Here is a 25,216-nt window from a genome sequence, read left to right as displayed (position 1 = left end):
CCGCTGTCAACCCCCTGGGTCGCCGACCGGCGCCGCGACAGCGTCACGGTATGAGCGAGAACAACGAACTGACCGGCCCCGAGGCCGCCGCCCGTGTGAAGGAGCTCGTCGAGGACATCGACTTCACGATGCTGACGACGGCGGATGCCGACGGTCATCTGGTGAGCCGACCGATGAGCACGCGGGAGATGGACGAGAACGGCGACATCTGGTTCTTCACCTCCGACGACACGAAAAAGGTCGACGAGGTCGAGGCGGACCACGACGTGGGGCTGTCCTACCTCGACGCGAAGGGCATGCGGTTCGTGTCGGTCGCCGGCACGGCGCGCGTCGTGCACGACCGCGCGAAGATGGAGTAGCTGTACACGTCGTCGCTCGACATCTGGTTCGAAGACGGGCTGGACACGCCGAGCATCGCGCTGCTGAAGGTGACGCCGCGGGAGACCGAGTTCTGGGAGCCCGCCCACGGCAAGCTCGTCATGGCGGCGGGGATGCTCAAGGCCCTCGTGACCCGCGACACCCCCGACGACACGATGCGCCACGGCAAGATCAGCCGGTAGGTCGTCGGGCGCCATGAAGGTGGCGCATCTTGTCGCTTCGCCGCGGCGGTAGCGGCACTTCGCGCCACCTCTTCGGTCGCGACCGTCGGCAATGCCCGCGAAGATTGTGGGGGCTAGCACCGATGCGCCCGGCGCCGCAGTGCGGGATGATCACGCCATGGCTCGGTTCATGGTGACGGCGATGCCGTTCTCGGGGCATGTCGCCCCCGTCCTCGCAGCCGCAGAGGCCCTCGTCGCGCGCGGGCACCACGCGCGGTTCCACACCGGGGCGGCCTTCCGCGAGCGGGTGGAGGCGACGGGCGCCACGTTCGGGCCGTGGCGCGCCGCGACCGGGTCAGCGCGCGGTGAGCCGCGCCACCACCTCGGCGACCGGCACGACCTCGCGCTCCCCCGAGCGGCGGTCCCACAGCTCGACCTCGCCGTCGGCCGCGCCGCGACCCACGATCACGATCTGCGGCACGCCGATGAGCTCGGCGTCGCCGAACTTCACGCCGGGCGAGACCTTGGGGCGGTCGTCGTACAGGACGTCGAGCCCCGCGGCATCCAGCTGCGCCGACAGTGCCTCGGCGACCTCGAACACGACCGCGTCACGACCCGTCGCGACCACCTGCACGTCGAAGGGGGCGACGGATGCCGGCCAGATGAGGCCCTTCTCGTCGTTGTTCAGTTCGGCGATGATCGCGAGGATGCGCGTCACGCCGATGCCGTACGACCCCATCGTGACCGTCACGAGCTTGCCGTTCTCGTCGAGCACCTTCAGACCCAGTGTCTCGGCGAAGAAGCGGCCGAGCTGGAACACGTGACCGATCTCCATGCCGCGGGCGAGCTCGACCGGACCTGATCCGTCGGGAGCCGGGTCGCCGGCGCGCACGTTGGCGACCTCGACGACGCCGTCGGCGAAGAAGTCGCGTCCCGCGACGACCGAGTGCGCGTGCTTCTGGTCGATGTTCGCCCCGGTGATCCAGCTCGTCCCCTCGCCCACGCGCGGGTCGACGAGGTAGCGGATGCCGGTGGCCGACTCCTCGCCGAGCACGGCGCCCTCCGGCGACCACGGACCGATGTAGCCCTTGACCAGGAGGGGATGGCGCGCGAAGTCCTCCGGGGTGGCGGGCTCGACCGCAGCGGGGGCGAATGCGACCTCGGCGCGCTTCTCGTCGATGTCGCGGTCACCGGGGAGCCCGACGACGACGAGTTCGCGCGTGCCGTCGAGGTGCGTCAGCGCGAGCACGACGTTCTTGAGCGTGTCGGCGGCGGTGTACTCGCCCTCCAACACGGCGTTCGAGTGCGCGACGAGCGTCTCGATCGTCGGCGTGTTCGGCGAGTCGAAGACGACCGGGGATCCGGCCGCGTCGAACGGCACCGGCTCCGGCGCCTCGGTGGTGAACGCCTCCACGTTGGCCGCGTAGCCGCCCGCGGAGCGCACGAAGGTGTCTTCTCCGACGGCGGTCGGGTGCAGGAACTCCTCGCTGCGCGCGCCGCCCATGAGGCCGTTGTCGGCGGCGACGATCACGTACTCGAGCCCCAGCCGCTGGAAGATGCGCTCGTACGCGTCGCGCTGCGACATGTACGACGCGTCCTGACCCTCGTCGGTGTAGTCGAACGAGTACGCGTCCTTCATCGTGAACTCGCGGCCGCGCAGGAGCCCCGCGCGGGGCCGGGCCTCATCGCGGTACTTGTCCTGAATCTGGTAGATGGTCAGCGGCAGGTCCTTGTACGACGAGTACAGGTCCTTCACGAGCAGCGTGAACATCTCCTCGTGGGTCGGCGCGAGCAGGTAGTCGGCGCCCTTGCGGTCCTGCAGCCGGAAGATGCCGTCGCCGTAGGAGGTCCATCGGCCGGACTGCTCGTACGGGTCCCGCGGCAGCAGCGCGGGGAAGTGCACTTCGAAGGCACCCGCCGCAGCCATCTCATCCCGGATGATCGCCTCGATCTTCGCCTTGACCTTCAGGCCGAGCGGCAGCCAGGTGAACACGCCGGGCGCGGCGCGGCGGATGTAACCGGCGCGCACGAGCAGCTTGTGGCTCGTGACCTCGGCATCCGAAGGGTCTTCGCGGAGCGTGCGGAGGAAGAAGTTCGACAGACGGGTGACCACGAGCGTCAAGCTTAGCCGCGGCGGCTACTCCGACCCGGCGGCTACTGCGACCCGGTGGCAAGGACGAACAGCGCGCCCTGTGCGGTATCCGCGACGCTGATCCCCGAGAGGCGCGCTCCCTGAAGGTGGAGCAGGTTCACCCCGTCGCTCACGTACACGTCACCCGTCGACGTCACCCGCGCGGGAAACCCGCCGACGGTGGCCTCGGCGGAGTCCGGCACGTTCGCCGACACGGTGCGCCATGCCCACGCGCCGTTCGGCACGGCGATCACGCTGAAGTTCGCTCCCTTATCCCCCTGGGCCGTGGGCGTCCGTCGCCAGTCGCACCTCGCCGTCATGCTCGAGGCGGCAGCCAGGCGCTCGTCGACATCGCTCGCCGCGGGACGGACGAGCGCCGTGCGGGCGGCGTCGGAGCCGAGGATCGACGTGAGTCCGATCGTGTCGGCGATCTTCTCGCAATCGAGCGGTTTCACCCAGGTGGTCTTCTGCGACCGCACCGGGGCACCTTCGGCCGCGGCGGCCGAGATCGCATCGGCGATGCCGCCGAGCATGGTGAGGGCCGTCGCACTGTCCTCTGACGCGGCGACCGCGCCGACGACGAGCGTGACGTGTCCGTTCGCCGACACGGGCGCCCAGCACTGCCCGGTGAAACCGTCCCGCTCGCACGCGGGTTCGGCGGCGAGCGTCGCGACGTCGCCCCGGACGAGCGCGTCGGGGATGATGTACACGTCCACCGGCGCGCGGCTGCCCCGCAGTGAGCACGCGAGTCCGCCCGCCGTGTCGATGCCGACGTGCCAGAGGTCGGCGAGCGCTTCGACGTGACGGATCTCGCCGAGCCCATCCGCGACCCCCGGCGCCGTCGCCAGCGCGGCGCATCCGCCCGCGATCGGGCTCGTCGGGGACAGCGTGCGCACCGCCGGACTCGCGGTGGGTGACGGCGTCGGTGACGGCGTCGCCGAGGAGACCTGCTCGGTCTGGTCCGCGTCGGTTGTCGTGTCGGACGCCGTGTCGGATGCCGTGTCGGATGCCGAAGTGCAGCCGCTCACGAGCAGCACAGCCAGCACGGCCGCAGCGACACCGGCGAGACCCCGCCTGCTCCTCGGGAAACCGGATCTCACCCTCGTCACACGCACGTCGGCATGCTAACGGTCGAACCTGCACGATCCCCTCGGCGCCGACCTACACTGACCCCGTGCCCCGCCCTCGCCCCCGCATCCTCTCCGCGGCGTCCCGTGGGGAGCTGGCCGCCTCGCTCGCCGCCCTGCGACACGCGCTCGGTCTGCCCGAGACCTACCCCGCCGACGCGCAGGCCGAGGCGGAGCGCGCCGCCGCCGACGTGCCCACCGATCCGGGCGAGGCGGACCTCGCTGACCTGCGGGCGATCGAGTTCCTGACGATCGATCCGGCGGGGTCGACCGACCTCGATCAGGCGCTGCATCTCGAGCGCACGGCGACGGGGGCGATCCTGCACTATGCGATCGCGGACGTTCCCGCCTTCGTCGAGCCGGGAGGGGCGCTGGATGCCGAGACGCGCCGTCGCGGTCAGACACTGTACGCGCCCGACGGGCGCATTCCGCTGCATCCGCCCGTGGTGAGCGAAGGTGCGGCATCGCTGCTGCCGGGCGTGGACCGCCGCGCCTACGTGTGGCGCTTCGAACTCGACGAAGGCGCACGCCCGGTGGAGACGACGCTGACCCGCGCCGTCGTCCGCTCGCGCGCGCAGTGGTCGTACGACGACGCGCAGCGCGCGACGGATGCCGGCACGGCCCCGCCGAGCCTCCTTGCGATGGCGTGGTTCGGCGCGCAGCGCACCGACCGGGAGCGCGAGCGCGGCGGCGCGAGCCTCAACATCCCCGCGGCCCGCATCGAGCCCGACGGCGACGGCTACCGGCTTGAACTCGACCACGGCGTCCCGCTCGAGGAGTGGAACGCGCACGTGTCCCTCTTGACTGGGATGGCCGCTGCCGAGGCCATGCTGCGCGGCCGCGTCGGCATCCTGCGCACGATGCCACCCGCCGACCCCGACGACGTCGCCGACTTCCGCGCGCAGACGATCGCGCTCGGGCTGCCGTGGCAGGACGGTGTCGCCTACGGCGACTACCTGCGCGGTCTCGACCGGTCGCCGGCGGCGCGCGCCGTCAAGGAGTACGCAGCGGGTCTCTTCCGCGGCGCGGGCTACGTCGCGTTCGACGGCGAGGTGCCCGACGAAACCATCCAGGCGGCGATCGGCGCACCGTACGCGCACACGACGGCGCCGCTGCGCCGGCTCGTCGACCGCTGGGTGCTCGTCATCTGCGAGGCGCTCGCGAACGGGCGCGAGGTCCCGGAGTGGGCGCGCGCGTCGCTGTCCGACGTGCCGGCGCTCATGGCGCGCAGTTCGCAACTGGCGGCCCAGCTCGACGCGGGCGCTCTGGACCGGGTCGAGGCGGCCGTGCTGCACGGCCGCGAGGGCGAGGTCTTCGAGGCCGTCGTCCTCGCGCAACGCGGGGACGGCGCGCGGGTGCAACTGACCGACCCGCCCGTGAGCGCGAAGGTGAAAGGTCTGGATGCCGCCGCGGGCGCCACCGTCCTGCTGCGGCTCGTCTCGGCATCCATCTCGGACGGAACCGTGACGTTCGCGGGCGTCTGATCGCCACTTCAGGTGGCGCGTGCCGCGGATATCGCTCGAGAATTCCCGAGGCATGCGCCACCTGAACGAGGGCGCGGCGTGCCGTGCGGGCGTCAGGTGCGCCATGGACATCTGCGATATATTGCATATCGTGCCTATTCCCGCCGAGACGCTACCGCGTCGCCCACTGCTGCGCGAAGACGTCCTCGCGCGGCTGCGCGACGCCATCGTCGACGGCACCCTCGCCCCCGGCGAGCAGCTGCGCGACGGCGACCTCGCCGCCTGGCTCGGCGTCAGCCGCACCCCCGTCCGCGAAGCGCTGCTGGAGCTCGGCCGCGCGGGCCTCGTCCGTGCAGTGCCGGGGCGGTCGACGGCGGTCGCCCCGGTCGACGCCGCCGCGATCCGCGATGCGCAGGCCGTCGTCGCCGCGATGCACGCCCTCGCCGTGCGCGAGGCCGTCCCCCGCCTCTCCCCCGGCGACCTCGACGCGATGCGCGCCGCGAACGCCGACTTCGCCGCCGCCCACCGTCGCGGCGACGTCGACGCCGCGATGGATGCCGATGACCGCTTCCACCGGGTCGCGATCGACGTCAGCGGCAACCGGGCCGTCGCCGGCGTGCTCGCGCAGTACGAGCCGGTGCTCCGCCGCGCCGAGCGCCTGCGGTTCGGCTCCCACGAGGGCGAAGCCTCCGCCGCCCGGCACGCGCAACTGATCGAGCTGTGCGCGGCGGGCGACGCCGATGCTGCCGCGCGTCTCACCGAACAGATCTGGCAGACCCTGACCGCCGACCTCCCGTCATCCACCGTCGAACAGGACACCGCATGAAGCTGCACGAGTTCCCCCGCCACCCGCTCACGTTCGGGCCGAGCCCGCTGCAGCACCTGAAGCGCCTCACGCAGCACCTCGGCGGCGCGCAGGTATGGGCCAAGCGCGAGGACGTGAACAGCGGCCTCGCGTTCGGCGGCAACAAGGTCCGCAAGCTCGAGTACATCGTCCCCGACGTCCTCGCCTCCGGCGCCGACACGCTCGTGTCGATCGGCGGATACCAGTCCAACCACACCCGTCAGGTCGCCGCCGTCGCCGCCCATCTGGGGCTGAAGGCCCGCCTCGTGCAGGAGAAGTGGGTGCCATGGGATGACCCCACGAACGACAAGGTCGGCAACATCCTGCTCTCCCGCATGATGGGCGCCGACTCCCGACTCGACGACGCCGGCTTCGACATCGGCATCCGCGACTCGTGGAAGCAGGCGCTGCAGGAGGTGGAGTCCGCCGGGGGCACGCCCTACCCCATCCCCGCGGGCGCCAGCGAGCACCGGCTCGGCGGTCTCGGTTTCGCGAACTGGGCGTTCGAAGTCGCCGAGCAGGAGAAGGCGCTCGGCGTCTTCTTCGACACGATCGTCGTGTGCACCGTCACGGGTTCGACCCACGCCGGCATGATCGCGGGCTTCGCGGCGCTGGAGGACCTCACCGGCGTGAGGCGCCGCGTCATCGGCATCGACGCCTCGGCGACCCTGGAGAAGACGCGCGACCAGGTCGCCCGCATCGCCCGCAACACCGCCGAGCTCATCGAGCTCGGCCGCGACCTCCGCGACGACGAGATCCAGGTGCTGGAGGGATGGGCGGGCGAGCTCTACGGCATCCCCGTCGCATCGACGATGGATGCCATGGCGCTCGGCGCGCAGCTCGAGGCGATGATCACCGACCCGGTCTACGAGGGCAAGTCGCTCGCCGGGCTCATCGACCTGGTGCGCTCGGGCGACATCCCCGCGTCGTCGACCGTGCTGTACGCCCACCTCGGCGGCCAGCCCGCCATCAACGCCTACCACTCCCTCTGGGACCCCGCGGCCTGACGATCTCGTTCCGAAAGCAGGGCGAGACGCGCCTTCCGGTCCCGAGGGCGGCCGGAGATGTCGATTCGCCCTGCTTTTCGAACGTCGGCGGCATCCGACCGCCCACGGCATCCGAATGCGTGCGGCATCCGGCGTCTGCGGTATCCGAACGGCCGCGGCATCCGAACGCCGGCGGCATCCGACGTCTGCGACGTCGTGACGCCGGCGGCATCCGGCGGGGTCGTCAGCGCCTGCCGCTCGCCGTGGGACTCGGCGCCGTCACCCGGGCGAGCGGACCGACGCCCTCGCGCCGCTCGAAGACGAGGTGCGTCTCGGTCGTGCGAACCGACTCGTGCACGGTGATGTGCTGCAGCACGATGTCGCGGAGCGCGGTCGCATCTTCGACCGCGACGTGCACGAGGAAATCGTCCTCGCCGGCGACGTGGAACGCCTCGATCACGCCGGGGGTCGCGACGATCGCGTCGAACAGCCGGCCGACGCCTTCGCGCGTGTGCCGGCCCAGCCGCACCCGAATGACCGCCTGCAGCGGAAGACCGAGGGATGCCGGGTCCAGCACGACCTGCACGCCGGACACCACGCCGCGCGAGCGGAGCGACCGCACCCGATAGGCGCAGGTCGACTCGGCGACGCCGAGCTCGTCGGCGAGGGCCTTGTTGGACCGCCCCGGTGAGCGCACGAGAGCGGCGAGCAGCCGCAGATCGAGGTCATCCAGACCCGACGCACCCGCTTGCGCATCCACCAATGCCGCCTCCTCTTCTTGTCTCGATCTTGCTCGATCACGTCCGATCCGGTCAACGGCTTGCGTGATCCGCAACATGAGACCCGTGCAGCTGTGCTGTCCGCCACAATGCCGGCATGGACCACCTCGATACTCTCGCTGTGCACGCCGGTCGCGACGACCTCGCCGACCTCGGCGTCCACACTCCCCCGCTGGATCTGTCCTCGACCTATCCGCTGCCCGACGTCGAACGCGGCGGAGACTCCTACGAGGCACTCGCCGGGGGCGGCACTCCCCTCGCAGGAGGCAGCCACGTCTACGCGCGGCTGTGGAACCCGACCGTGGCGCGCTTCGAGCAGGCGCTCGCCGCACTGGAGGGTGCCGACGCGGCCGTCGCCTTCGCCTCCGGAATGGCGGCGCTCACCGCCGCTGTGCTCTCCCACACCACCGCCGTCGGCCGCCCGCACGTCATCGCCGTCCGCCCGCTCTACGGCGGCAGCGATCACCTGCTGTCGAAGGGCCTGCTCGGCACCGAGGCGACGTTCTGCGCCGCCGAGGAGATCGCCGCGCACCTGCGCCCCGACACCGGCCTGGTCGTCATCGAGACCCCCGCCAACCCCACCCTCGAACTCGTCGACATCGCCGCCGTCGTGGCGCAGGCAGGCGAGGTGCCGGTGCTCGTCGACAACACGTTCGCCACCCCCGTGCTGCAGCAGCCGCTCCGCCATGGCGCCGCGATGTCACTGCACAGCGCGACGAAGTATCTCGGCGGACACGGCGACGTCGTCGGCGGCGTGATCGCCTGTTCCGACGAGACCGCGGCGGCGCTGCGCCGGGTGCGGGCGATCACCGGCGGCATCCTGCACCCGCTCGGTGCGTATCTCCTGCACCGCGGACTGCCGACGCTGCCGCTGCGGATGCGGGCGCAGCAGGCGTCGGCCGAGCGGATCGCTCGCCGCCTCGTGAGCCACGACGCCATCTCCGAGGTCTTCTACCCCGGCCTGAATGGCGACCCGGAGGGCCTGCTGACCCGGCAGCAGCACGGGGCCGGAGCGATGCTGTCGATCCGGCTGCGCGGCGGGTACGACGCGGCTTCGCGGGTGGCGGCATCCACCCGGCTGTTCACGCACGCCGTGTCGCTCGGCGGCGTCGATTCGCTGATCCAGCATCCGGCGGCCCTGACCCACCGGCCGGTCGCGCCCGATGCGCGGCCGGATGCCGACATCCTGCGCCTGTCGATCGGTCTCGAGCACGCCGACGACCTCATCGCCGACCTCGAGGCGGCGCTCGATGCGGTGCGGACGCTCGCCGGTCCGGCCGCCGCGACGGCCGGCGCTGTCGCGAAAGCAGGCTGAACCGGCCCGCCGACGGGCCGGAAGGCGCCGCGAGGTCGATCCACCCTGCTTTTCGAACGTCACGAACCGAGCGGGCGCGCGACGGCGGCCCTGCGGCGCGACGGCTCCCGCGCCGCGCCCGAGCAGTACCGGGCCGCACCAGTCAGACGGTGACGACCTGCGCGGTGCCGACGGGGGCGTCCGGGCCGAGCTCGGCGGCGATGCGGTTCGCCTCTTCGATGAGGGTCTGCACGATCTCGGCCTCGGGCACGGTCTTGATGACCTCGCCCTTGACGAAGATCTGACCCTTGCCGTTGCCGCTGGCGACTCCCAGGTCGGCTTCGCGGGCCTCGCCGGGACCGTTGACGACGCAGCCCATGACGGCCACGCGCAGCGGCACCGTCATGTCCTTCAGCCCCTCGGTGACGTCGTTGGCGAGCGTGTAGACATCGACCTGCGCGCGCCCGCACGACGGGCACGAGACGATCTCGAGCTTGCGCTCGCGCAGGTTCAGCGACTGCAGGATCTGGTGGCCGACCTTGACCTCTTCGGCGGGCGGCGCCGACAGCGAGACGCGGATCGTGTCGCCGATGCCCTCCGACAGCAGGATGCCGAAGGCCGTCGCACTCTTGATGGTGCCTTGGAACGCGGGGCCCGCCTCGGTGACGCCGAGGTGCAGCGGCCAGTCGCCGCGCTCCGCGAGCAGGCGGTACGCCTTCACCATGACGATCGGGTCGTTGTGCTTGACCGAGATCTTGAAGTCGTGGAAGTCGTGCTCCTCGAACAGGCTCGCCTCCCAGACCGCGCTCTCGCACAGGGCCTCCGGCGTGGCCTTGCCGTACTTCTCGAGCAGCCGGCGATCGAGCGATCCGGCGTTCACACCGATGCGCAGCGACACCCCGGCATCCTTCGCGGCCTTCGCGATCGCGCCCACCTGATCGTCGAACTTGCGGATGTTGCCCGGGTTCACGCGCACCGCGGCGCAGCCGGCGTCGATCGCCTGGAAGACGTACTTCGGCTGGAAGTGGATGTCGGCGATCACCGGGATCTGGCTCTTCTTCGCGATGATGTGCAGCACGTCCGCGTCGTCCTGCGAGGGCACCGCGACGCGCACGATCTCGCAGCCGGATGCCGTGAGCTCGGCGATCTGCTGCAGCGTCGCGTTGATGTTCGTCGTCGGCGTCGTGGTCATCGACTGGACGCTCACGGGGGCGTCGCCGCCGACGAGCACCTTGCCGACCTTGATCTGACGGCTCTTGCGGCGCGGGGCGAGGACGTCCGGCACACGCGGCATCCCGAGGTTCACAGCTGGCACCGGACCAGCCTACGCCGCGGCGACCGGGCGGAGGCTGAGCGCTGCCGCTCGCGCGCAACATCGCGATCGCGCAGATCGGCTGGATCGTGCTCATCTTCGTGAACCTGCCGCTCGCGCCCACGTTGGCGATCGTCGCGGTGCTGGTGGCCTTCGAGATGATCGGCCCGTTCTCGGCCGAGCACCGGCACGGGCCGACGCCGTGGCATCCCCACCACATCGCCGAGCGCTACAGCCTGCTCGTCATCATCGCCCTGGGCGAGGTCGTGCTCGGCACGATCCTGACGATCTCCGCCGGCGTGCAGGAGAACCAGTGGACCGTGGATGCCGCGCTGCTCGCCGTCGCCGTCGCCGCCGTCGCCGCCGGGGCCACGCTCGCGTGGGGACTGCTCATCGTCGCCGCCTCCCCCGCTGTGCTCGTCGTCGGCTATGAAGCCGGTGGGTGGCGCCGCAAGCAGGAGCTCGTGGCGCGGGTGAGCGCTGCGGCCGTCTGATATCGTGACCGCATGTTCGCGCGCAGCTCCCGGTGGCACACCCGCTGAGGCGGTGTGTACGCGCGACCGGTAATCCCGAAGAGACACAGACCGCCCATCGAGGCGGTCTTTTCGTTCCAGCGACGAGCGGTCCGCCCGAACCACAGAAAGGCCCGGCATGACTCCGAGCCCGTCCGCCCAGCCCGACGCGCTGTCCGCCGTCCTCGCGTCGGGTGCGCCCTTCGCCCTCATCGCCCGCGACGAGAGCACCGTCGAGCTCCTCACCGGCGACGTCGTCGACGTGGCGCTGCTCGCCGACATCCCCGTGACGGATGCCGACGGCACACCGCGCGAAGTGCTCGCCCTCGTGCCGTACCGACAGGTCGTCGAGCGCGGCTTCGAGTGCCACGATGACGCCGCACCGCTGCGCTGCCTCGTCGTCGCCGAGCACACCCACCTGCCGCGCGCCGAGGTGATGGCGGCCCTCCCCACGGCCCCGGTGCCGCTGCACGACGCCGGCTTCGACATCGCCGACGCGGAGTACGCCGACATCGTGCGGACGGTGATCGCCGACGAGATCGGTCGCGGCGAGGGCGCGAACTTCGTCATCCGCCGCGACTACACGGCATCCGTCGACGGCGACGCGCTCACCGCGGGCCTCACGTGGTTCCGGGCGCTGCTGGAGCACGAGCGCGGCGCGTACTGGACGTTCCTCGTCTCCACCCCCGGCCATCTCGCGGTGGGCGCGAGCCCCGAGGCGCACGTCAGTGCGACGGGCGGCGTCGTCACGATGAACCCGATCTCGGGCACCTTCCGCCACCCCGCCGGCGGCGCGACGGCCGAAACCCTCGCGGAGTTCCTCGGTTCCACCAAGGAGACCGAGGAGCTGTTCATGGTCGTCGACGAGGAGCTCAAGATGATGAGCGCCGTCTGCAGCGACGGCGGCCGCATCACCGGGCCGCACCTGAAGGAGATGTCGCGGCTCACCCACACCGAGTACATGCTGCGCGGGCGCAGCATGATGGATCCGCGTGACATCCTGCGCGAGACCATGTTCGCCCCGACCGTCACCGGCTCGCCGATGCAGAACGCGTGCACGGTCATCAAGCGGCACGAGCGCGCGCCGCGCGGCTACTACTCGGGTGTCGCGGCGCTGTTCACCCCGTCGACCGGCTCGACTGACGGGGGTGCGGCAGGGCACGACCTCGACGCCCCCATCCTCATCCGCACCGCCTACCTCGTGGACGGACGCCTGCGCGTGCCGGTCGGCGCGACGCTCGTGCGCCATTCCGACCCCGACGGCGAGGTGAGCGAGACCCACGGCAAGGCGGCCGGCGTGCTCGGCGCGATCGGCGCGGTGCCCCGCGACGAGGTCGCCGAAGCTGCCGCCCTCGACGAGGACGCCCCCACCGCGCAGCCCCGTCGCCTCGCCGACGACCCGCACATCGCGGCGCTGCTCGCCGCCCGCAATGAGCGGCTCGCCCCGTTCTGGCTGAACCCGCAGGCCTCCGGCGAGGCGGGACCCTTCGCCGGGTTGACGGCTGTCGTGATCGACGCCGAGGACCGGTTCACGACGATGCTCGCCCACCAGCTGCGTCATCTCGGGTTCGCCGTGACGATCGTGCCGTGGGAGCGCGCGGATGCCGCCGCGCAGGACGTCGCCGACCTCGTCGTGGCCGGCCCCGGACCGGGCGACCCGCGCGACAGCGCGAACACGCGCATCGCGGCGATGCGCGGCGTCGTGGACGCGCGGCTCGCGAGCGGCCGGCCGCTCGTGGCCGTCTGTCTCAGCCACCAGATCCTCGCCGACCGCCTCGGCATCGGTCTCGGCCCGCTCGCGGCGCCGCACCAGGGGCTGCAGAAGACGATCGACGTGTTCGGCACGCCGGCGTCCATCGGCTTCTACAACACGTTCACCGCACGGGTCGACCCGGGCACCACGGAGCTGGGTGCGACCCAGATCGCGGCAGACCCGGCATCCGGCGACGTGTACGCGCTGCGCGGTCCCGGCTACGCGTCGGTGCAGGGGCACCTGGAGTCGATCCTGTCGCGCGACGGTCTGGCGACCCTCGAGCGCCTCATCGCGCACGCCCTGACCCCGGTCGACGCGGCGTAGCGGGTCGGCAGCCGGCGCGACGGCACCGCGTCCGCGGCGTGGTCAGCCGAGCAGCTGCACCGGGTTGATGAGGTCGGCCAGGATGAGGATGCCGCCCATCACGACCAGCGCGATGACCACGACGAACGTCACCGGCACGAGCCGCGTCGCGTCCACCGGGGCCGGCGGCGGTCGCCGCCAGAGCTTCGCCCACGCGCGCTTGATGCCGTCCCACAGCGCCACGACGATGTGACCGCCGTCCAGCGGCAGCAGCGGGATGAGGTTGAAGACGAACAGCGCGATGTTGAGCGACCCCAGCAGCCCCAGCAGCGTCGAGACGCGGTCGAGCACCGGCGCGTCGGTCGCGGCCACCTCGCCCGCCAGGCGCCCCACCCCGACGACCGACAGGGGGCCGTTGGGGTCGCGGTCGTGACCGGCGATCATGTCTGCGGCGGTCTGGTAGACGCGGGCGGGCAGCTGCCACATGATGCCCGCGACCTGCCCCGCCTGCGCGAGCGCCGCCTCGGGTCCCTCCCAGATCGGCTGCCGCACGTACTCCGTCGTCGCCGTCATCCCGACGAAGCCGACCTCGGCCGTGGTGACCGCGCCGTCGGCTCCCCGCACCTCGCGCTCGGCGAGCATCGGCGTCACGCGGAGGGTCTGCTCGGCGCCGTCCCGGCGCACGACGACATCGAGCGTCCGGTTCGGCGCCGCCTGGATGATGGCGGATGCCGCTGCGAAGCTGTCGACGTCGGTCCCGTCGACCGAGACGATGACGTCGCCGGGCTGGATGCCGGCTTCGGCCGCGGGCGACGCGGGATCGCCAGGGGCGCAGGCGGTCTGGGTCGATCCGGACGGCAGCACGCATTCGCTGACCGCGGCGATCGTGGTCGTCGCGGTCTGCACGCCGATGCCGCTGAAGACGATCGCGAACAGCACCACCGCCATAACCAGGTTCATCAGCGGGCCGCCGAGCATGACGATGACGCGCTGCCACACCGGCAGCTCGTAGAACGCCCGGCGTCCGTCGTCGCCGGCGAGGGTCTCGTCGTTGGCGAGACGCGCGTCCTGCACCATCGTGGCGAAGAAGCCGCCGCCCGCCTTGCCGGCGGTGCCCGCGGCGGCGGGAGCGCCGGCGGCGGGGGCGTCCGCGGTCGCGGTCGCGTCGGGCGACGGCGGGTACATCCCCGCCATGGAGATGTAGCCGCCGAGCGGCAGCGCTTTCACGCCGTATTCGGTCTCGCCGATGCGCCGTGACCACAGGGTCGGGCCGAACCCGATCATGTACTGGCCGACCCGCACGCCGAACTTCTTGGCGGGCACGAGGTGACCGATCTCGTGCAGCGCGATGGAGACCGCCAGCCCGACGACGAGCAGCACGACGCCGATGAGGAAGGCGATGACGGTCACGAGCGTCGAGGGTATCGTGACCCGCTTTGAGTTTGCCCAACCGGTCCCGGCACGGCCGGTAGGCTCGTCGGGTGGATTCCCGGCGGCAGGCGGCGCGACGCGCGCGGGCGCTGCGCGGGTTCGCGGCGGCATCCGTCGCGGTCGTCGTCTCGGCCACCGCGCACACGCTCTCCGGGGGCGGTGCTCCGCCGGCCTGGCTGCTCGTAGCCGTCGCCCTGCTGGCGACCCCCGTCGCCGTCGCCCTCGTCGGCGACCGTCCCCGCCCGCTGCGCCTCGGCGCGGCCGTCGCGCTCGCGCAAGCCGCGCTGCACCTCGCGTTCGCCGCCGTCGGCACGGCAGCCCCCGTCGCCGCCGGTCACGTTCACGGCGGGACGTCGCTCGGCGCCGGGCCGGTCGCCCAGGCGCATGTGTTGCATGCCTCGGGCGGCATGATGATCGGTCACGCGATCGCCGCCGCCGTCACCGTCGTGCTCCTCGCGCGCGGCGAGCGGATGCTGGCGGCGCTCGCCCGCGGCATCCGCCGCCTCCTGCCGCGCCCCGCCGCCCCCACCCTCGTCCCGCGGGCGCCGCGGGTGCGCGCGCTGGCCCCGCTGCCGGTGACACTGCCTACGCTGCCGCCCTTCTCCCTGTCCCGTCGGGGGCCGCCCGCGCTCGCGCGCTGAGCATGGCCTTCGCGGCATCCGCCGCACCCGACACACAGAGAGAAACCTTCATGAACAGCACGTCCCCGCGCCGCCGCGCGCGCCTTCTCACCGGCGTCCTTGCCGGAGCCGTCCTCGCCGTCGCGGCACCCCTCGCCGCCTCGGCCCACGTCCACGTCACCCCCGACACCTCGGATGCCGGCGCCACCACACGACTGGCGTTCTCGTTCAGCCACGGCTGCGACGACTCCCCGACCACCGCGGTCACGATCACCATCCCCGACGGCATCGACGGGGTGACCCCGGTGCTCGACGGCGCCTGGAGCATCTCGCGCGAGGTCGGCGACGACGGCATCCCGACGAGCGTCACCTACACCGCCGTCACACCGGTGGAGAGTGGAGTGGCCGCCTCGGTCGCCCTCGACGTCATCTTCGCGTCGTCCGCCGCGAACACCGCCGTCGCCTTCCCGGTGCTGCAGACCTGCGTCGAGGGCGCGACGGACTGGGCCGAGGTCGCCGCCGACGGCCAGACCGAGGACGACCTCGCCGCTCCCGCGCCGGTCGTTGCGGTCGGCGCCGTCGCCGCGGCGGGAGACAGCCACGGCCACGGGGCGGCGACCGATGCCGCCACCGACGGCGAGCACGCGCACGACGAGGCGGATGCCGCGGCCACCGCATCCGACGCCGACCCGGTCGCCCGCTGGCTGAGCGGCGGCGCGCTCGTGGCCGCCCTCGCCGCGCTCGTCGTCGCCGTGGTCGGACGCCGCCGGCGCGCCTGAGCGCCCCTGCTCGGAACGGGCCGAACCGGTCCGCACCGGCGGGGTCGCCGCGGCTGCGCGGCGACCCCGCCGCGTGCGGGCGGGGTGAGAGGATGGGAGCGCTATGACTACCGGTTCGCACCTCCCGCCCGTCCTGCGCCCGGCGCACCCGCCCCGTCGCCGGCTCGACGACCTCGCGGCACGCTTCGGCGGCGATGTCCGCGGCGACGCGGCAGAGGTCGAGCTGACCGGCCTCACCCTCGCGACGGCGGACCTGCGCCCCGGTGAGGCGTTCGTCGCGGTCCGCGGCGTCAACCGGCACGGTGCCGAGTTCGCGGAGGCGGCCGCAGCCACCGGCGCCGTCGCCGTCATCACCGACGAGGCGGGGGCGGCGATCGCCGCCGGCTCCGGTCTGCCCGTCGTTGTCGTCGACGACCCGCGCGCGCTCCTCGGCGACCTGTCGGCCTGGGTCTACGACACGGCCGAGAACCTGCCGGTGCTGCTCGCGACGACCGGCACCAACGGGAAGACGAGCGTCTCGCACCTGCTCGAGGGCATCCTCGCTCAGCTCGGCGTCGTCACAGGCCTGTCGTCGACGGCCGAGCGCCACATCGCCGGCGAGGTCATCGTCTCGCGGCTGACAACACCCGAGGCATCCGAGTTCCACGCCCTCCTCGCGCTCATGCGCGAGCGCGGCGTCGAGGCCGTCGCCGTCGAAGTCAGCGCACAGGCGCTCAGCCGCCACCGCGTGGACGGCATCGTGTTCGACGTCGCCGGATTCACGAATCTCACCCATGATCACCTCGACGACTACGCCGACATGCGGGAGTACTTCGAGGCGAAGCTGCCGCTGTTCCGCCCCGACCGGTCGCGCCGCGCCGTCGTGTGCCTCGACTCGTCGTACGGCGCGGAAGTCGCCGCCCGCAGCGAGGTGCCGACGGTCACGATCGTCACGCCCGCGATCGCGGCGGACGCCGCGGCATCCGCCGACTGGACCGTCGAGATCGTCGCCGAGCGCCAGGACGGCACCGAGTTCACGCTCACCGGCCCCGCCGGTGCGCTGACGACGACCGTGCCGGTGATCGGACGACACATGGCCGCCAACGCCGGTCTCGCGATCGTGATGCTCCTCGAGGCCGGCTACCCCTGGGCGCGCTTGACCGACGCGCTCGACGGACAGCTCATCGACGCGCACCTCCCCGGCCGCACGCAGCGCGTCTCCGGCGAGCGCGGCCCCGCGGTCTACGTCGACTTCGGCCACTCGCCCGATGCGTTCGAGAAGACGCTCGCCGCAGTGCGGCGGGTCACCCCCGGTCGAGTCGTGATGGTCTTCGGCGCCGACGGCGACCGCGACGCAACCAAGCGCCTGGACATGGGGCGCACGGCGGTGGAGGGCAGCGATCTGCTGATCGTGACCGATCACCATCCGCGTCACGAGGATCCCGACAGCATCCGCGCGACGCTCGTCGACGGCGCCCGGCGCGCCCGGCCCGATGCCGAGATCCTGGAGTTCTCGCCGCCCGAGCGCGCCATCATCGAAGCCGTCGCGCGCGCCGGTGAGGGCGACGCGATCCTGTGGGCCGGTCCCGGCCACCAGGACTACCGCGACATCCGCGGCGTCCGGACCCCGTACTCGGCGCGCGAGCTCGCCCGCCGCGCGCTGCGCGACGCGGGGTGGCCCGTGCCGGAACCGTCCTGGCCCGTGCCGTACCCGGCCGACGAGACCCCCCTGTCGGACCCCGCGCGCGACTGGCACTGACCTCGCCGCGAGCGTCGCCCATGGCGTATGTGGTCAGGCCACAACAAAGCGCCTGCGAATGCCGTGGCGGTTGTGGCTTTCCGAAGCCTTCGCTATGTGGTCTGACCACTGGTTCTATGCTGGGGTCATGACCACCGTCACCCCCACCACTGCCCAGGACGCACAGCCCGCAGCCTGGACCGGCTTCACCGCCGGCCCGTGGCAGGACAAGATCGACGTTCGCGACTTCATCCAGCGCAACTACACGCCCTATACCGGCGACGCCACCTTCCTCGCCGGCCCCACCGCTCGCACCACCCGCATCTGGGAGACGCTCGCGGGCATGTTCCCCGCCGAGCGCGAGAACGGCATCTACGACGTCGACACCCACACCCCCGCCGGCATCACGGCGCACGCGCCCGGCTACATCGCCGAGGGCGACGAGGTCATCGTGGGCCTGCAGACCGACGCGCCACTCAAGCGCGCCATCATGCCCAACGGCGGATGGCGCATGGTCGAGGGCGCCCTCGAGACCTACGGCTACGAGGTCGACCAGACCCTGAAGACCGTGTTCAGCGAGTACCGCAAGACGCACAACCAGGGCGTGTTCGACGTCTACCCGCCCGCTGTCCGCGCCGCGCGCAGCTCTCACATCATCACGGGCCTCCCCGACGCCTACGGCCGCGGCCGTATCATCGGCGACTACCGTCGCGTCGCCCTGTACGGCGTCGACCAGCTCATCGCCGCGAAGAAGGTCGACAAGCTCGGCCTGGACACCACCCCGTTCAGCGAGGAGGTCGTACGCATGCGCGAGGAGCACGCGGAGCAGATCCGCGCGCTCGGCGAACTGAAGCAGATGGCGGCATCCTACGGATACGACATCTCCGGTCCCGCCACGACCGCCAAGGAGGCCGTGCAGTGGCTGTACTTCGCCTACCTCGCGGCCGTCAAGGAGCAGAACGGCGCAGCCATGTCGCTCGGGCGCACGTCGACGTTCCTCGACATCTTCATCCAGCGCGACCTCGAGGCCGGCACGCTCACCGAGACCGAGGCGCAGGAGATCATCGACGACTTCGTGATCAAGCTGCGGATCGTCCGGTTCCTGCGCACCCCCGAGTACGACGCGCTCTTCTCCGGCGACCCGACGTGGGTCACCGAGACGATCGGCGGCATGGGCGAGGACGGGCGCCCGCTCGTCACCAAGAACTCGTTCCGCTACCTGCAGACGCTCTACAACCTGGGCCCCGCCCCCGAGCCCAACATGACGGTCTTCTGGAGCCCGCAGCTGCCGCAGGGCTTCAAGGACTACTGCGCGCAGGTGTCGATCGACACCTCGGCGGTGCAGTACGAGTCCGACGAGATCATCCGCCCCGCGTGGGGCGACGACGCCGCGATCGCGTGCTGCGTGAGCCCCATGCGGGTCGGCAAGCAGATGCAGTTCTTCGGCGCCCGCGTGAACCTCGCCAAGACCCTGCTCTACGCCATCAACGGCGGTCGCGACGAGGTCTCCGGCAAGCAGATCTCGCCGGCCACCGCGCCGGTGGGCGAAGGCCTGCTCGACTTCGACGACGTCATGGCGCGGTTCGACAAGACGATGGACTGGCTCGCCGAGACCTACGTCGAAGCCCTCAACTGCATCCACTGGTCGCACGACAAGTACGCGTACGAGCGCATCGAGATGGCGCTGCACGACAAGGACGTGCTGCGCACGATGGCCTGCGGCATCGCCGGCCTGTCGGTCGCCGCCGACTCGCTCTCGGCCATCAAGTACGCCACGGTCACGCCCGTGTTCGATGAGCGCGGCATCGTCGTGGACTACGAGACGACGGGCGAGTTCCCCACGTACGGCAACGACGACGACCGGGCCGACGCGATCGCCGTCGACCTCGTCGAGCGCTTCATGGCGAAGATCCGCCGCCACCCGATGTACCGGAATGCGCTGCCGACCCAGTCGGTGCTCACGATCACCTCCAACGTGGTGTACGGCAAGGCCACCGGCAACACGCCCGACGGCCGCCGCGCCGGCGAGCCCTTCGCCCCGGGCGCCAACCCGATGAACGGCCGCGACACGCACGGGATGCTGGCCTCCGCCCTCTCGGTCGCGAAGCTCCCCTACGCCCAGTCGCAGGACGGCATCTCGCTGACCAACACGGTGGTGCCCGCCGGGCTCGGCCGGACGAAGGACGAGCAGGTGCACAACCTGGCCGGTCTCCTCGACGCCTACGTCGGGTCGCAGGGGTATCACATGAACGTCAACGTGCTGAACCGCGAGACGCTCGAAGACGCCATGGAGCACCCCGAGAACTACCCGCAGCTGACGATCCGCGTCTCGGGCTACGCCGTGAACTTCGTGCGGCTCACCCGCGAACAGCAGCTCGACGTGCTGTCGCGGACCTTCCACGGCTCGGTCTGAGCCCTCCCCGGAGCCGACGATCATGGCCGCCACGATGCTTCCCGCCGTCCTTCCCGAGGACGCGGTGGCCCTGGACCTCCCCGTCCAGGGCGCCGCGCCCGGGCGGCGGGCCGGCGCGGGCCTGGACGGATGGACCGTCGAGGACGTCGACCGGCACGAGCGTCTCACCGCGATGCGCGAGGGCCGACTCGGCTCGGTGCACTCGTGGGAGCTCGTGACCGCCGTCGACGGCCCGGGGACGCGCCTGACGACGTTCCTCAGCGGCTGCCCGCTGCAGTGCCTGTACTGCCACAACCCCGACACGCTCGCGATGAAGGACGGCAAGCCGGTCACGAGCGACGAGCTGCTGGCCCGCATCGCGCGGTACACGGGCGTCTTCCGCGCCACCGGCGGCGGCATCACCCTCTCCGGCGGCGAGGTGCTGATGCAGCCCGCCTTCGCGGCGCGGATCCTCCGCGGCGCGAAGGAACTCGGCATCCACACCGCCATCGACACCTCCGGATACCTGGGCGCCGCGGCATCCGACGCCCTGCTCGATGACGTCGACCTCGTGCTGCTGGACGTCAAGAGCGGCGACCCCGACACCTACACGAAAGTCACCGGGCGTGAGCTCGAGCCCACGCTCGCCTTCGGACGGCGGCTGGCCGAGCGAGCGGGCGGTCCCGAGATCTGGGTGCGGTTCGTGCTCGTCCCGGGTCTCACCGACGACGCCGAGAACATCGAGCTGGTCGCGCGGTACGCGGCATCGCTGAACGAGATCCGGCCCGGCGCGGTGAGCCGGGTCGAGGTGCTGCCGTTCCACCAGATGGGTCGCGACAAATGGGAGGCCCTGGGCCGCACCTACGAACTCGCCGATACACCTCCGCCGACCCCGGAATCGACGGAGCGGGTGCGCGCGCAGTTCCGCGCGCACGGCCTCGTCACCTACTGACCGCTCCCCCCGCGGCCAGCCAGAGCCTCCCCCGGCTCCCGCTCAGCCCGTCCGCCCTCCCCGCGCGGACGGGCTGAGCCGTCTGCGCCGCGCGCGGTCAGTCGGCGGCAGCGATGACGGCGTCGGCGGCGTCGCGCGCCCAGCGCTCGGCCTCGGCGAGCGTCTGCCGGGTGAGCTCGGCAGGTGCCGTGTGCGCGTCGACGACACGGGCGATCGTGTCGAGGATGCCGGGAAAGCCCAGCCTGCCGTCGTGGAACGCGTCCACGGCCTGCTCGTTGGCCGCGTTGAAGACGGCCGGGTAGGTGGCGCCGGCGCGGCCCACCTGCTTCGCGAGCGCGACGGCGGGGAAGGCCGTCTCGTCGAGCGGTTCGAACGTCCACGACTGCGCCGTCGTCCAGTCCAGCGGCGCGCCGACACCGGCGACGCGGTGCGGCCAGTCGAGGCTGAGCGAGATCGGCAAGCGCATGTCTGGCGGCGACGCCTGCGCGATCGTGGAGCCGTCGGCGAACTCCACCATGGAGTGGACGATCGACTGCGGGTGGACGACGACGTCGATGGCGTCGTAGTCGATGCCGAACAGCAGGTGCGCCTCGATGACCTCGAGCCCCTTGTTGACGAGGGTCGCCGAGTTGGTCGTCACGACGCGCCCCATGTCCCACGTCGGGTGGGCGAGCGCCTGCGCCGGCGTGACCGCTGCCAGTTCCGCGCGACTGCGGCCGCGGAAGGGCCCGCCGGATGCCGTCACCACGAGCCGTCGCACCTCGGCATCCGTCCCGGCGCGCAGCGCCTGCGCCAGCGCCGAGTGCTCGGAGTCGACCGGCACGATCTGACCGGGGGCGGCAAGCGCCGTCACGAGCTCACCGCCGACGATGAGGGACTCCTTGTTGGCGAGCGCGAGCGTGCGGCCGGCCTCGAGCGCCGCGAGCGTCGGCCCGAGGCCCACGGATCCGGTGATGCCGTTCAGCACCACGTCGGCGTCGACGTCGCGGACGAGCTGCTCGGCGGCATCCACTCCCAGGGCAGTGTGCGCGACACCGAACTCGGCCGCCTGGGCGGCGAGGAGGTCGGCGTTACGCCCGGCGGCGAGGCCCACGACCTGGAAGCGATCGCGACGGGTGCGGATGACGTCGAGCGCCTGCGTCCCGATCGAACCGGTGGAGCCGAGGATCAGGATGCGGCGCATGACGCCAGCCTACCGAGCGCTCACTGGCCCGTCGCGGTCGCCTGCTGCGCTCCGATGATGTCGATGACGAACACGAGGGTCTCGCCCTTCAGGTCGGTCGTGTTGATCTCACCATCACCGTAGCCGTCGGCCGGCGGGATCACGACGAGCACCTGCGAGCCGACCGTCTGCCCGACGAGGGCCTTGCTGAAGCCGGGCACGAAACCGCTCGTCTGGCCGGCGTACGCCGAGCCGCCGGCCCACGTGTCGCCGCCGTCGAAGAGCTCGCCGGTGGACCAGCGGGCGCCGCGGAACTGGATGAGCACGTAATCGCCGTCGGCCACCGTGTAGCCATCGCCCTTCTTGAGCGTGGCGATCTCGGTCTCGGTCGGCGGGGTCTGGTCGGTCGGCACGGTGATGTTGGGGGTGCCGTCGGCATCCAGCGTCACGGTCGGCATGCCGTCGACCGGAGCCTGCTCCTCGCCCCACGCGGCGGTGGGGTTGATGCCGAGGACGTCGAGCACGTAGACGACGCTGGGGGTGTTCTCGTCGCCCGTGGCGGCGACCGCGGCGATGCGGGAGCCGACGGTCGCGCAGCCGAAGAGCGAGCCCAGGCCGTCGGACGAGATCTGCTGCGGCAGCATCTGACCGGCCTGGTAGCCGGCCGTCTCCAGCACCGCGCCGGTCGTGCCGTCGAGGATCGTGTAGCCGAAGTTCACGTAATCGCCGGACGTCAGCTCGTCGCCGTCGCCGGTCACGAGCACCGTGCGCTCGGTGGCGAGGTCGGTCGTGTCGATGGGGAAGTCGAAGGACACCGTCGGCGCCGTGCCGACATCACCGGTCGCGGTGACGGCGTCGGAGATCGCTCCGGAGGGCGCTGCGGCGTCGCAGAGGTCGACCGCGGCGGCATCCGTCGGCGTCGGCGAGGCCGTCGTACCGCCTCCGCCGAAGCCTGAGCACCCGGCGAGCAGAACCGCCGACACGGCGGCGAGGGACAGGGCGGCGAACGGGCGCAGGCGCAAGAGAAGACCTCACAGAAAGGGAGAACGGGATCGATCCATCCTCTCCTAGTTTCTTCTGTACGCGCTGGGAGCAGCGCCGCCGCCGCCATGCGCGAAGCGGAATGGATTCGGGAGTACCCTCGTCTGGTGACCGCACCGACCCCCGCTGCCGACGCCCCCGGGTCGGAGCCGGCCGCGGCGAGCGACACCGACGAGGGTCAGGTCCCCGGCATCGGCGCGACCTACGTGCTGGGCCGTTGGGTGATCGCCCCGCTCGCACGCCTCATCTACCGGCCGCGCATCGAGGGCCGCAAGAACTTCCCGCGCAAGGGCGCGGTCATCCTGGCGAGCAACCATCTGTCGTTCATCGACTCGTTCGTCATCCCGATGGCCGCTCCCCGCCCGGTGCGCTTCCTCGCCAAGTCGAGCTACTTCGACGGCAAGGGTGTGAAGGGCTGGTTCTCGCGGGAGTTCTTCTACGCGGTCGGCGCCTTCCCCGTCCAGCGCGGCGCGGGACAGGCTGCGCTGGATGCGCTCGACCAGCAGCGCCGCATGCTGCAGGCGGGATGGTCGACCGCGCTCTACCCCGAGGGCACCCGATCGCTCGACGGCCGGCTGTACAAGGGCCGCACCGGCGTCGCGTTCCTCGCGCTGCAGACCGGCGCGCCGGTCATCCCGGTCGGGCTCGTCGGCACGAACGAGATCATGCCGGTCGGGGCGAAGTTCCCGCGGCTGCGTCCGCGCGTGACGGTGCGCTTCGGCGAGCCGCTGGACCTCTCGCACCACGGATCGGCGGAGTCGGGCAAGGCCCGGCGCCTCGCCACCGACGAGATCATGGCGGCCATCCACGCCCTGTCGGGCCAGGAGCTCGCGAACGCCTACAACGAGGCCCCCGCCGCGAACCCCGTGGAACGCCTCAAGCAGGTGCTCCCGCACGAGCGCCGCTGACCCCGGGTCTGCGTCGCGGGGGCCGCTGACAGCGGGTCGGCGTTCCGAAAGCAGGCTGAATCGACCGATTCGGCCGTCGCGAGCCCCGCCGAGACCGTTTCAGCCTGCTTTCGCGACGGCGCGCCCGTCGGACGTCGCCACCGCGCACGGCTCATCGCCCTCTCCCCAGGTCGCCGTTTCGGCGATCTCTCCACAGTTCGGCCTCTCCCGCCGCACCGCAGGGCCGCGAGGGACAAGGCTGACCGTCATGTTCAGATCCCATCCGCCGGACGCCGGCCCGGCCCCCTCCTTCTTCCGCAGCCGCGACCTGGTGGAACGGGGGTGGCGCGGCCGCGACATCCGCACCGCCGCCGGCCTCGGCAGGCTGGTCACGGTGCGCCGCGGCGCCTACTGCACGCCCGACACCGACGCCGACTGCGTCGAGGCGGGACGGACGCGGGGGCGACTCGCCTGCGTCTCGGAGCTGCGCCGCCGCGGCGTCTTCGTCCTGGACCACTCGACACGGCACATCCACGTCACCGCGGATGCGGCGCGCCTGCCCGCGATGAGCGCGCACGGTCGCGTGCACCGCGAGCAGCTGTCGCGCGCACCGCATCCGCGGTCGATGAGTGTGGACGTCTTCGACGCGCTGCGTGAGGCGGTCCTCTGCCAGCCGCCGCGCGCGGCAATCGCCACCATCGACTCGGCGCTGCACCTCGGCGTCTTCCCGCACGACGAGCTGGACGAACTGTTCGCGGCGTTGCCCCGCCGCTACCGGCGGCTGCGGCGGCTCTTGGATTCACGGGCGGAATCGGGTCCGGAGACCCTCATGCGACTGATCCTGCGCTCGATCGGATGCGTGTTCGATGTCCAGGTCGTGATCGCCGGCGTCGGGAGGGTCGACTTCGTGGTGAACGGCTGGCTCATCATCGAGTGCGACAGCGAGGAGCACCACTCGTCGTGGGCGGATCAGAAGCGGGACCGGCGCCGCGACCAGGCGGCCGCCGCCCGCGGATACGCCACCTACCGGCCGATCGCCGAAGACATCCTCTGGCATTCGGACGAGGTCCGAGCCGCGATCGTCGGCCTGCTCGCCGTTCGGGCGACCATCTGACGGTGCGATCGTGTCGCGAAAGCAGGCTGAACAGTGCGTCGGGACGCTCAAGGGCGGCTGCGGGGTCGATCCAGCCTG

The 25,216-nt window shown here is 71.8% G+C and carries 20 protein-coding genes and 1 pseudogene; 14 read left to right on the top strand and 7 right to left on the bottom strand.

Annotated features, from left to right (window positions below):
- The first annotated feature begins 50 nt into the window (after window positions 1–50).
- Window positions 51–560: pseudogene (locus ACPYN4_RS02160) on the top strand (pyridoxamine 5'-phosphate oxidase family protein).
- Window positions 561–894: 334 nt separating this feature from the next.
- Here the strand turns inward: ACPYN4_RS02160 and ACPYN4_RS02155 are convergent.
- Window positions 895–2,652 carry a proline--tRNA ligase gene (locus ACPYN4_RS02155; protein ID WP_287270892.1) on the bottom strand — a complete coding sequence of 586 codons (1,758 nt, stop codon included), beginning with the start codon at window positions 2,650–2,652 and terminating at the stop codon, window positions 895–897.
- 41 nt (window positions 2,653–2,693) lie between these two features.
- Window positions 2,694–3,716, bottom strand: coding sequence for a hypothetical protein (locus ACPYN4_RS02150; RefSeq protein WP_424445510.1), 1,023 nt, complete (start codon window positions 3,714–3,716; stop codon window positions 2,694–2,696).
- 128 nt (window positions 3,717–3,844) lie between these two features.
- On the opposite strand from ACPYN4_RS02150, the gene ACPYN4_RS02145 reads away from it, so the two are divergent.
- The 3 genes from ACPYN4_RS02145 (at window position 3,845) to ACPYN4_RS02135 (ending at window position 7,111) form a co-directional block, all read left to right on the top strand.
- Window positions 3,845–5,281: an RNB domain-containing ribonuclease gene (locus ACPYN4_RS02145; protein ID WP_424445509.1), complete on the top strand. Its 1,437-nt coding sequence runs from the start codon at window positions 3,845–3,847 to the stop codon at window positions 5,279–5,281.
- 130 nt (window positions 5,282–5,411) lie between these two features.
- Window positions 5,412–6,086 carry a GntR family transcriptional regulator gene (locus ACPYN4_RS02140; RefSeq protein WP_239281405.1) on the top strand — a complete coding sequence of 225 codons (675 nt, stop codon included), beginning with the start codon at window positions 5,412–5,414 and terminating at the stop codon, window positions 6,084–6,086.
- The gene (locus tag ACPYN4_RS02135; protein ID WP_424445508.1) at window positions 6,083–7,111 is read left to right on the top strand and encodes a 1-aminocyclopropane-1-carboxylate deaminase; all 1,029 of its coding nucleotides are present in this window, start codon (window positions 6,083–6,085) and stop codon (window positions 7,109–7,111) included. The genes ACPYN4_RS02140 and ACPYN4_RS02135 overlap by 4 nt, the downstream gene beginning before the upstream one ends.
- Window positions 7,112–7,334: 223 nt before the next feature.
- On the opposite strand, the gene ACPYN4_RS02130 is transcribed toward ACPYN4_RS02135, so the two are convergent.
- Window positions 7,335–7,850 (bottom strand): Lrp/AsnC family transcriptional regulator, encoded by a 516-nt coding sequence (locus ACPYN4_RS02130; RefSeq protein WP_281652016.1) that lies wholly within the window; start codon window positions 7,848–7,850, stop codon window positions 7,335–7,337.
- A 116-nt stretch (window positions 7,851–7,966) separates the two neighbouring features.
- Here ACPYN4_RS02130 and ACPYN4_RS02125 point away from each other — a divergent pair, with 116 nt between their 5' ends.
- Window positions 7,967–9,184 carry a PLP-dependent aspartate aminotransferase family protein gene (locus ACPYN4_RS02125; protein WP_315551836.1) on the top strand — a complete coding sequence of 406 codons (1,218 nt, stop codon included), beginning with the start codon at window positions 7,967–7,969 and terminating at the stop codon, window positions 9,182–9,184.
- Between the two features lie 142 nt (window positions 9,185–9,326).
- Here the strand turns inward: ACPYN4_RS02125 and ispG are convergent, their stop codons facing one another.
- Entirely contained in the window at window positions 9,327–10,478 is a 1,152-nt protein-coding gene (gene ispG / locus ACPYN4_RS02120; RefSeq protein WP_239281401.1) for a flavodoxin-dependent (E)-4-hydroxy-3-methylbut-2-enyl-diphosphate synthase, read from the bottom strand.
- Between the two features lie 41 nt (window positions 10,479–10,519).
- Between ispG and ACPYN4_RS02115 the strand changes: the two genes are divergently transcribed.
- Window positions 10,520–10,969, top strand: a complete 450-nt coding sequence (locus ACPYN4_RS02115) for a low temperature requirement protein A (RefSeq protein ID WP_275445225.1) — start codon at window positions 10,520–10,522, stop codon at window positions 10,967–10,969.
- A gap of 157 nt (window positions 10,970–11,126) precedes the next feature.
- The gene (locus ACPYN4_RS02110) at window positions 11,127–13,064 is read left to right on the top strand and encodes a chorismate-binding protein (protein WP_424445507.1); all 1,938 of its coding nucleotides are present in this window, start codon (window positions 11,127–11,129) and stop codon (window positions 13,062–13,064) included.
- Between the two features lie 42 nt (window positions 13,065–13,106).
- Here ACPYN4_RS02110 and ACPYN4_RS02105 read toward each other — a convergent pair whose 3' ends face one another.
- Entirely contained in the window at window positions 13,107–14,453 is a 1,347-nt protein-coding gene (locus ACPYN4_RS02105) for a M50 family metallopeptidase (RefSeq protein ID WP_239281398.1), read from the bottom strand.
- 71 nt (window positions 14,454–14,524) lie between these two features.
- Here ACPYN4_RS02105 and ACPYN4_RS02100 point away from each other — a divergent pair, with 71 nt between their 5' ends.
- The 5 genes from ACPYN4_RS02100 to pflA all read left to right on the top strand — a co-directional run bounded on the left by ACPYN4_RS02100 (window position 14,525) and on the right by pflA (window position 20,934).
- A complete protein-coding gene (locus ACPYN4_RS02100) occupies window positions 14,525–15,115 on the top strand; it encodes a hypothetical protein (RefSeq protein WP_076691301.1) in 591 nt (196 codons plus the stop codon).
- A gap of 50 nt (window positions 15,116–15,165) precedes the next feature.
- Window positions 15,166–15,873 (top strand): DUF1775 domain-containing protein, encoded by a 708-nt coding sequence (locus ACPYN4_RS02095; protein WP_239281396.1) that lies wholly within the window; start codon window positions 15,166–15,168, stop codon window positions 15,871–15,873.
- Between the two features lie 103 nt (window positions 15,874–15,976).
- Window positions 15,977–17,611 carry a Mur ligase family protein gene (locus ACPYN4_RS02090; protein WP_424445506.1) on the top strand — a complete coding sequence of 545 codons (1,635 nt, stop codon included), beginning with the start codon at window positions 15,977–15,979 and terminating at the stop codon, window positions 17,609–17,611.
- Between the two features lie 127 nt (window positions 17,612–17,738).
- On the top strand, window positions 17,739–20,003 hold the full coding sequence (gene pflB, locus ACPYN4_RS02085; protein WP_424445505.1) for a formate C-acetyltransferase: 2,265 nt from the start codon (window positions 17,739–17,741) through the stop codon (window positions 20,001–20,003).
- 22 nt (window positions 20,004–20,025) lie between these two features.
- Complete coding sequence (gene pflA / locus ACPYN4_RS02080; RefSeq protein WP_315551850.1) at window positions 20,026–20,934, top strand: pyruvate formate-lyase-activating protein; 909 nt, start codon at window positions 20,026–20,028, stop codon at window positions 20,932–20,934.
- 97 nt (window positions 20,935–21,031) lie between these two features.
- Here pflA and dxr read toward each other — a convergent pair whose 3' ends face one another.
- Window positions 21,032–22,117: a 1-deoxy-D-xylulose-5-phosphate reductoisomerase gene (gene dxr, locus ACPYN4_RS02075; RefSeq protein ID WP_424445504.1), complete on the bottom strand. Its 1,086-nt coding sequence runs from the start codon at window positions 22,115–22,117 to the stop codon at window positions 21,032–21,034.
- A gap of 20 nt (window positions 22,118–22,137) precedes the next feature.
- A complete protein-coding gene (locus tag ACPYN4_RS02070; protein ID WP_424445503.1) occupies window positions 22,138–23,118 on the bottom strand; it encodes an FKBP-type peptidyl-prolyl cis-trans isomerase in 981 nt (326 codons plus the stop codon).
- An 87-nt stretch (window positions 23,119–23,205) separates the two neighbouring features.
- Between ACPYN4_RS02070 and ACPYN4_RS02065 the strand changes: the two genes are divergently transcribed.
- A complete protein-coding gene (locus tag ACPYN4_RS02065) occupies window positions 23,206–24,045 on the top strand; it encodes a lysophospholipid acyltransferase family protein (RefSeq protein ID WP_281653280.1) in 840 nt (279 codons plus the stop codon).
- A 247-nt stretch (window positions 24,046–24,292) separates the two neighbouring features.
- Window positions 24,293–25,138 carry a DUF559 domain-containing protein gene (locus tag ACPYN4_RS02060; protein WP_424445502.1) on the top strand — a complete coding sequence of 282 codons (846 nt, stop codon included), beginning with the start codon at window positions 24,293–24,295 and terminating at the stop codon, window positions 25,136–25,138.
- Window positions 25,139–25,216 lie beyond the last annotated feature (78 nt).

The organism is Microbacterium sp. CH-015, assembly GCF_049707015.1.
GTDB classification, from domain to species: Bacteria; Actinomycetota; Actinomycetes; order Actinomycetales; family Microbacteriaceae; genus Microbacterium; species Microbacterium aurum.
This window is presented reverse-complemented; position numbering and strand designations above follow the sequence as displayed.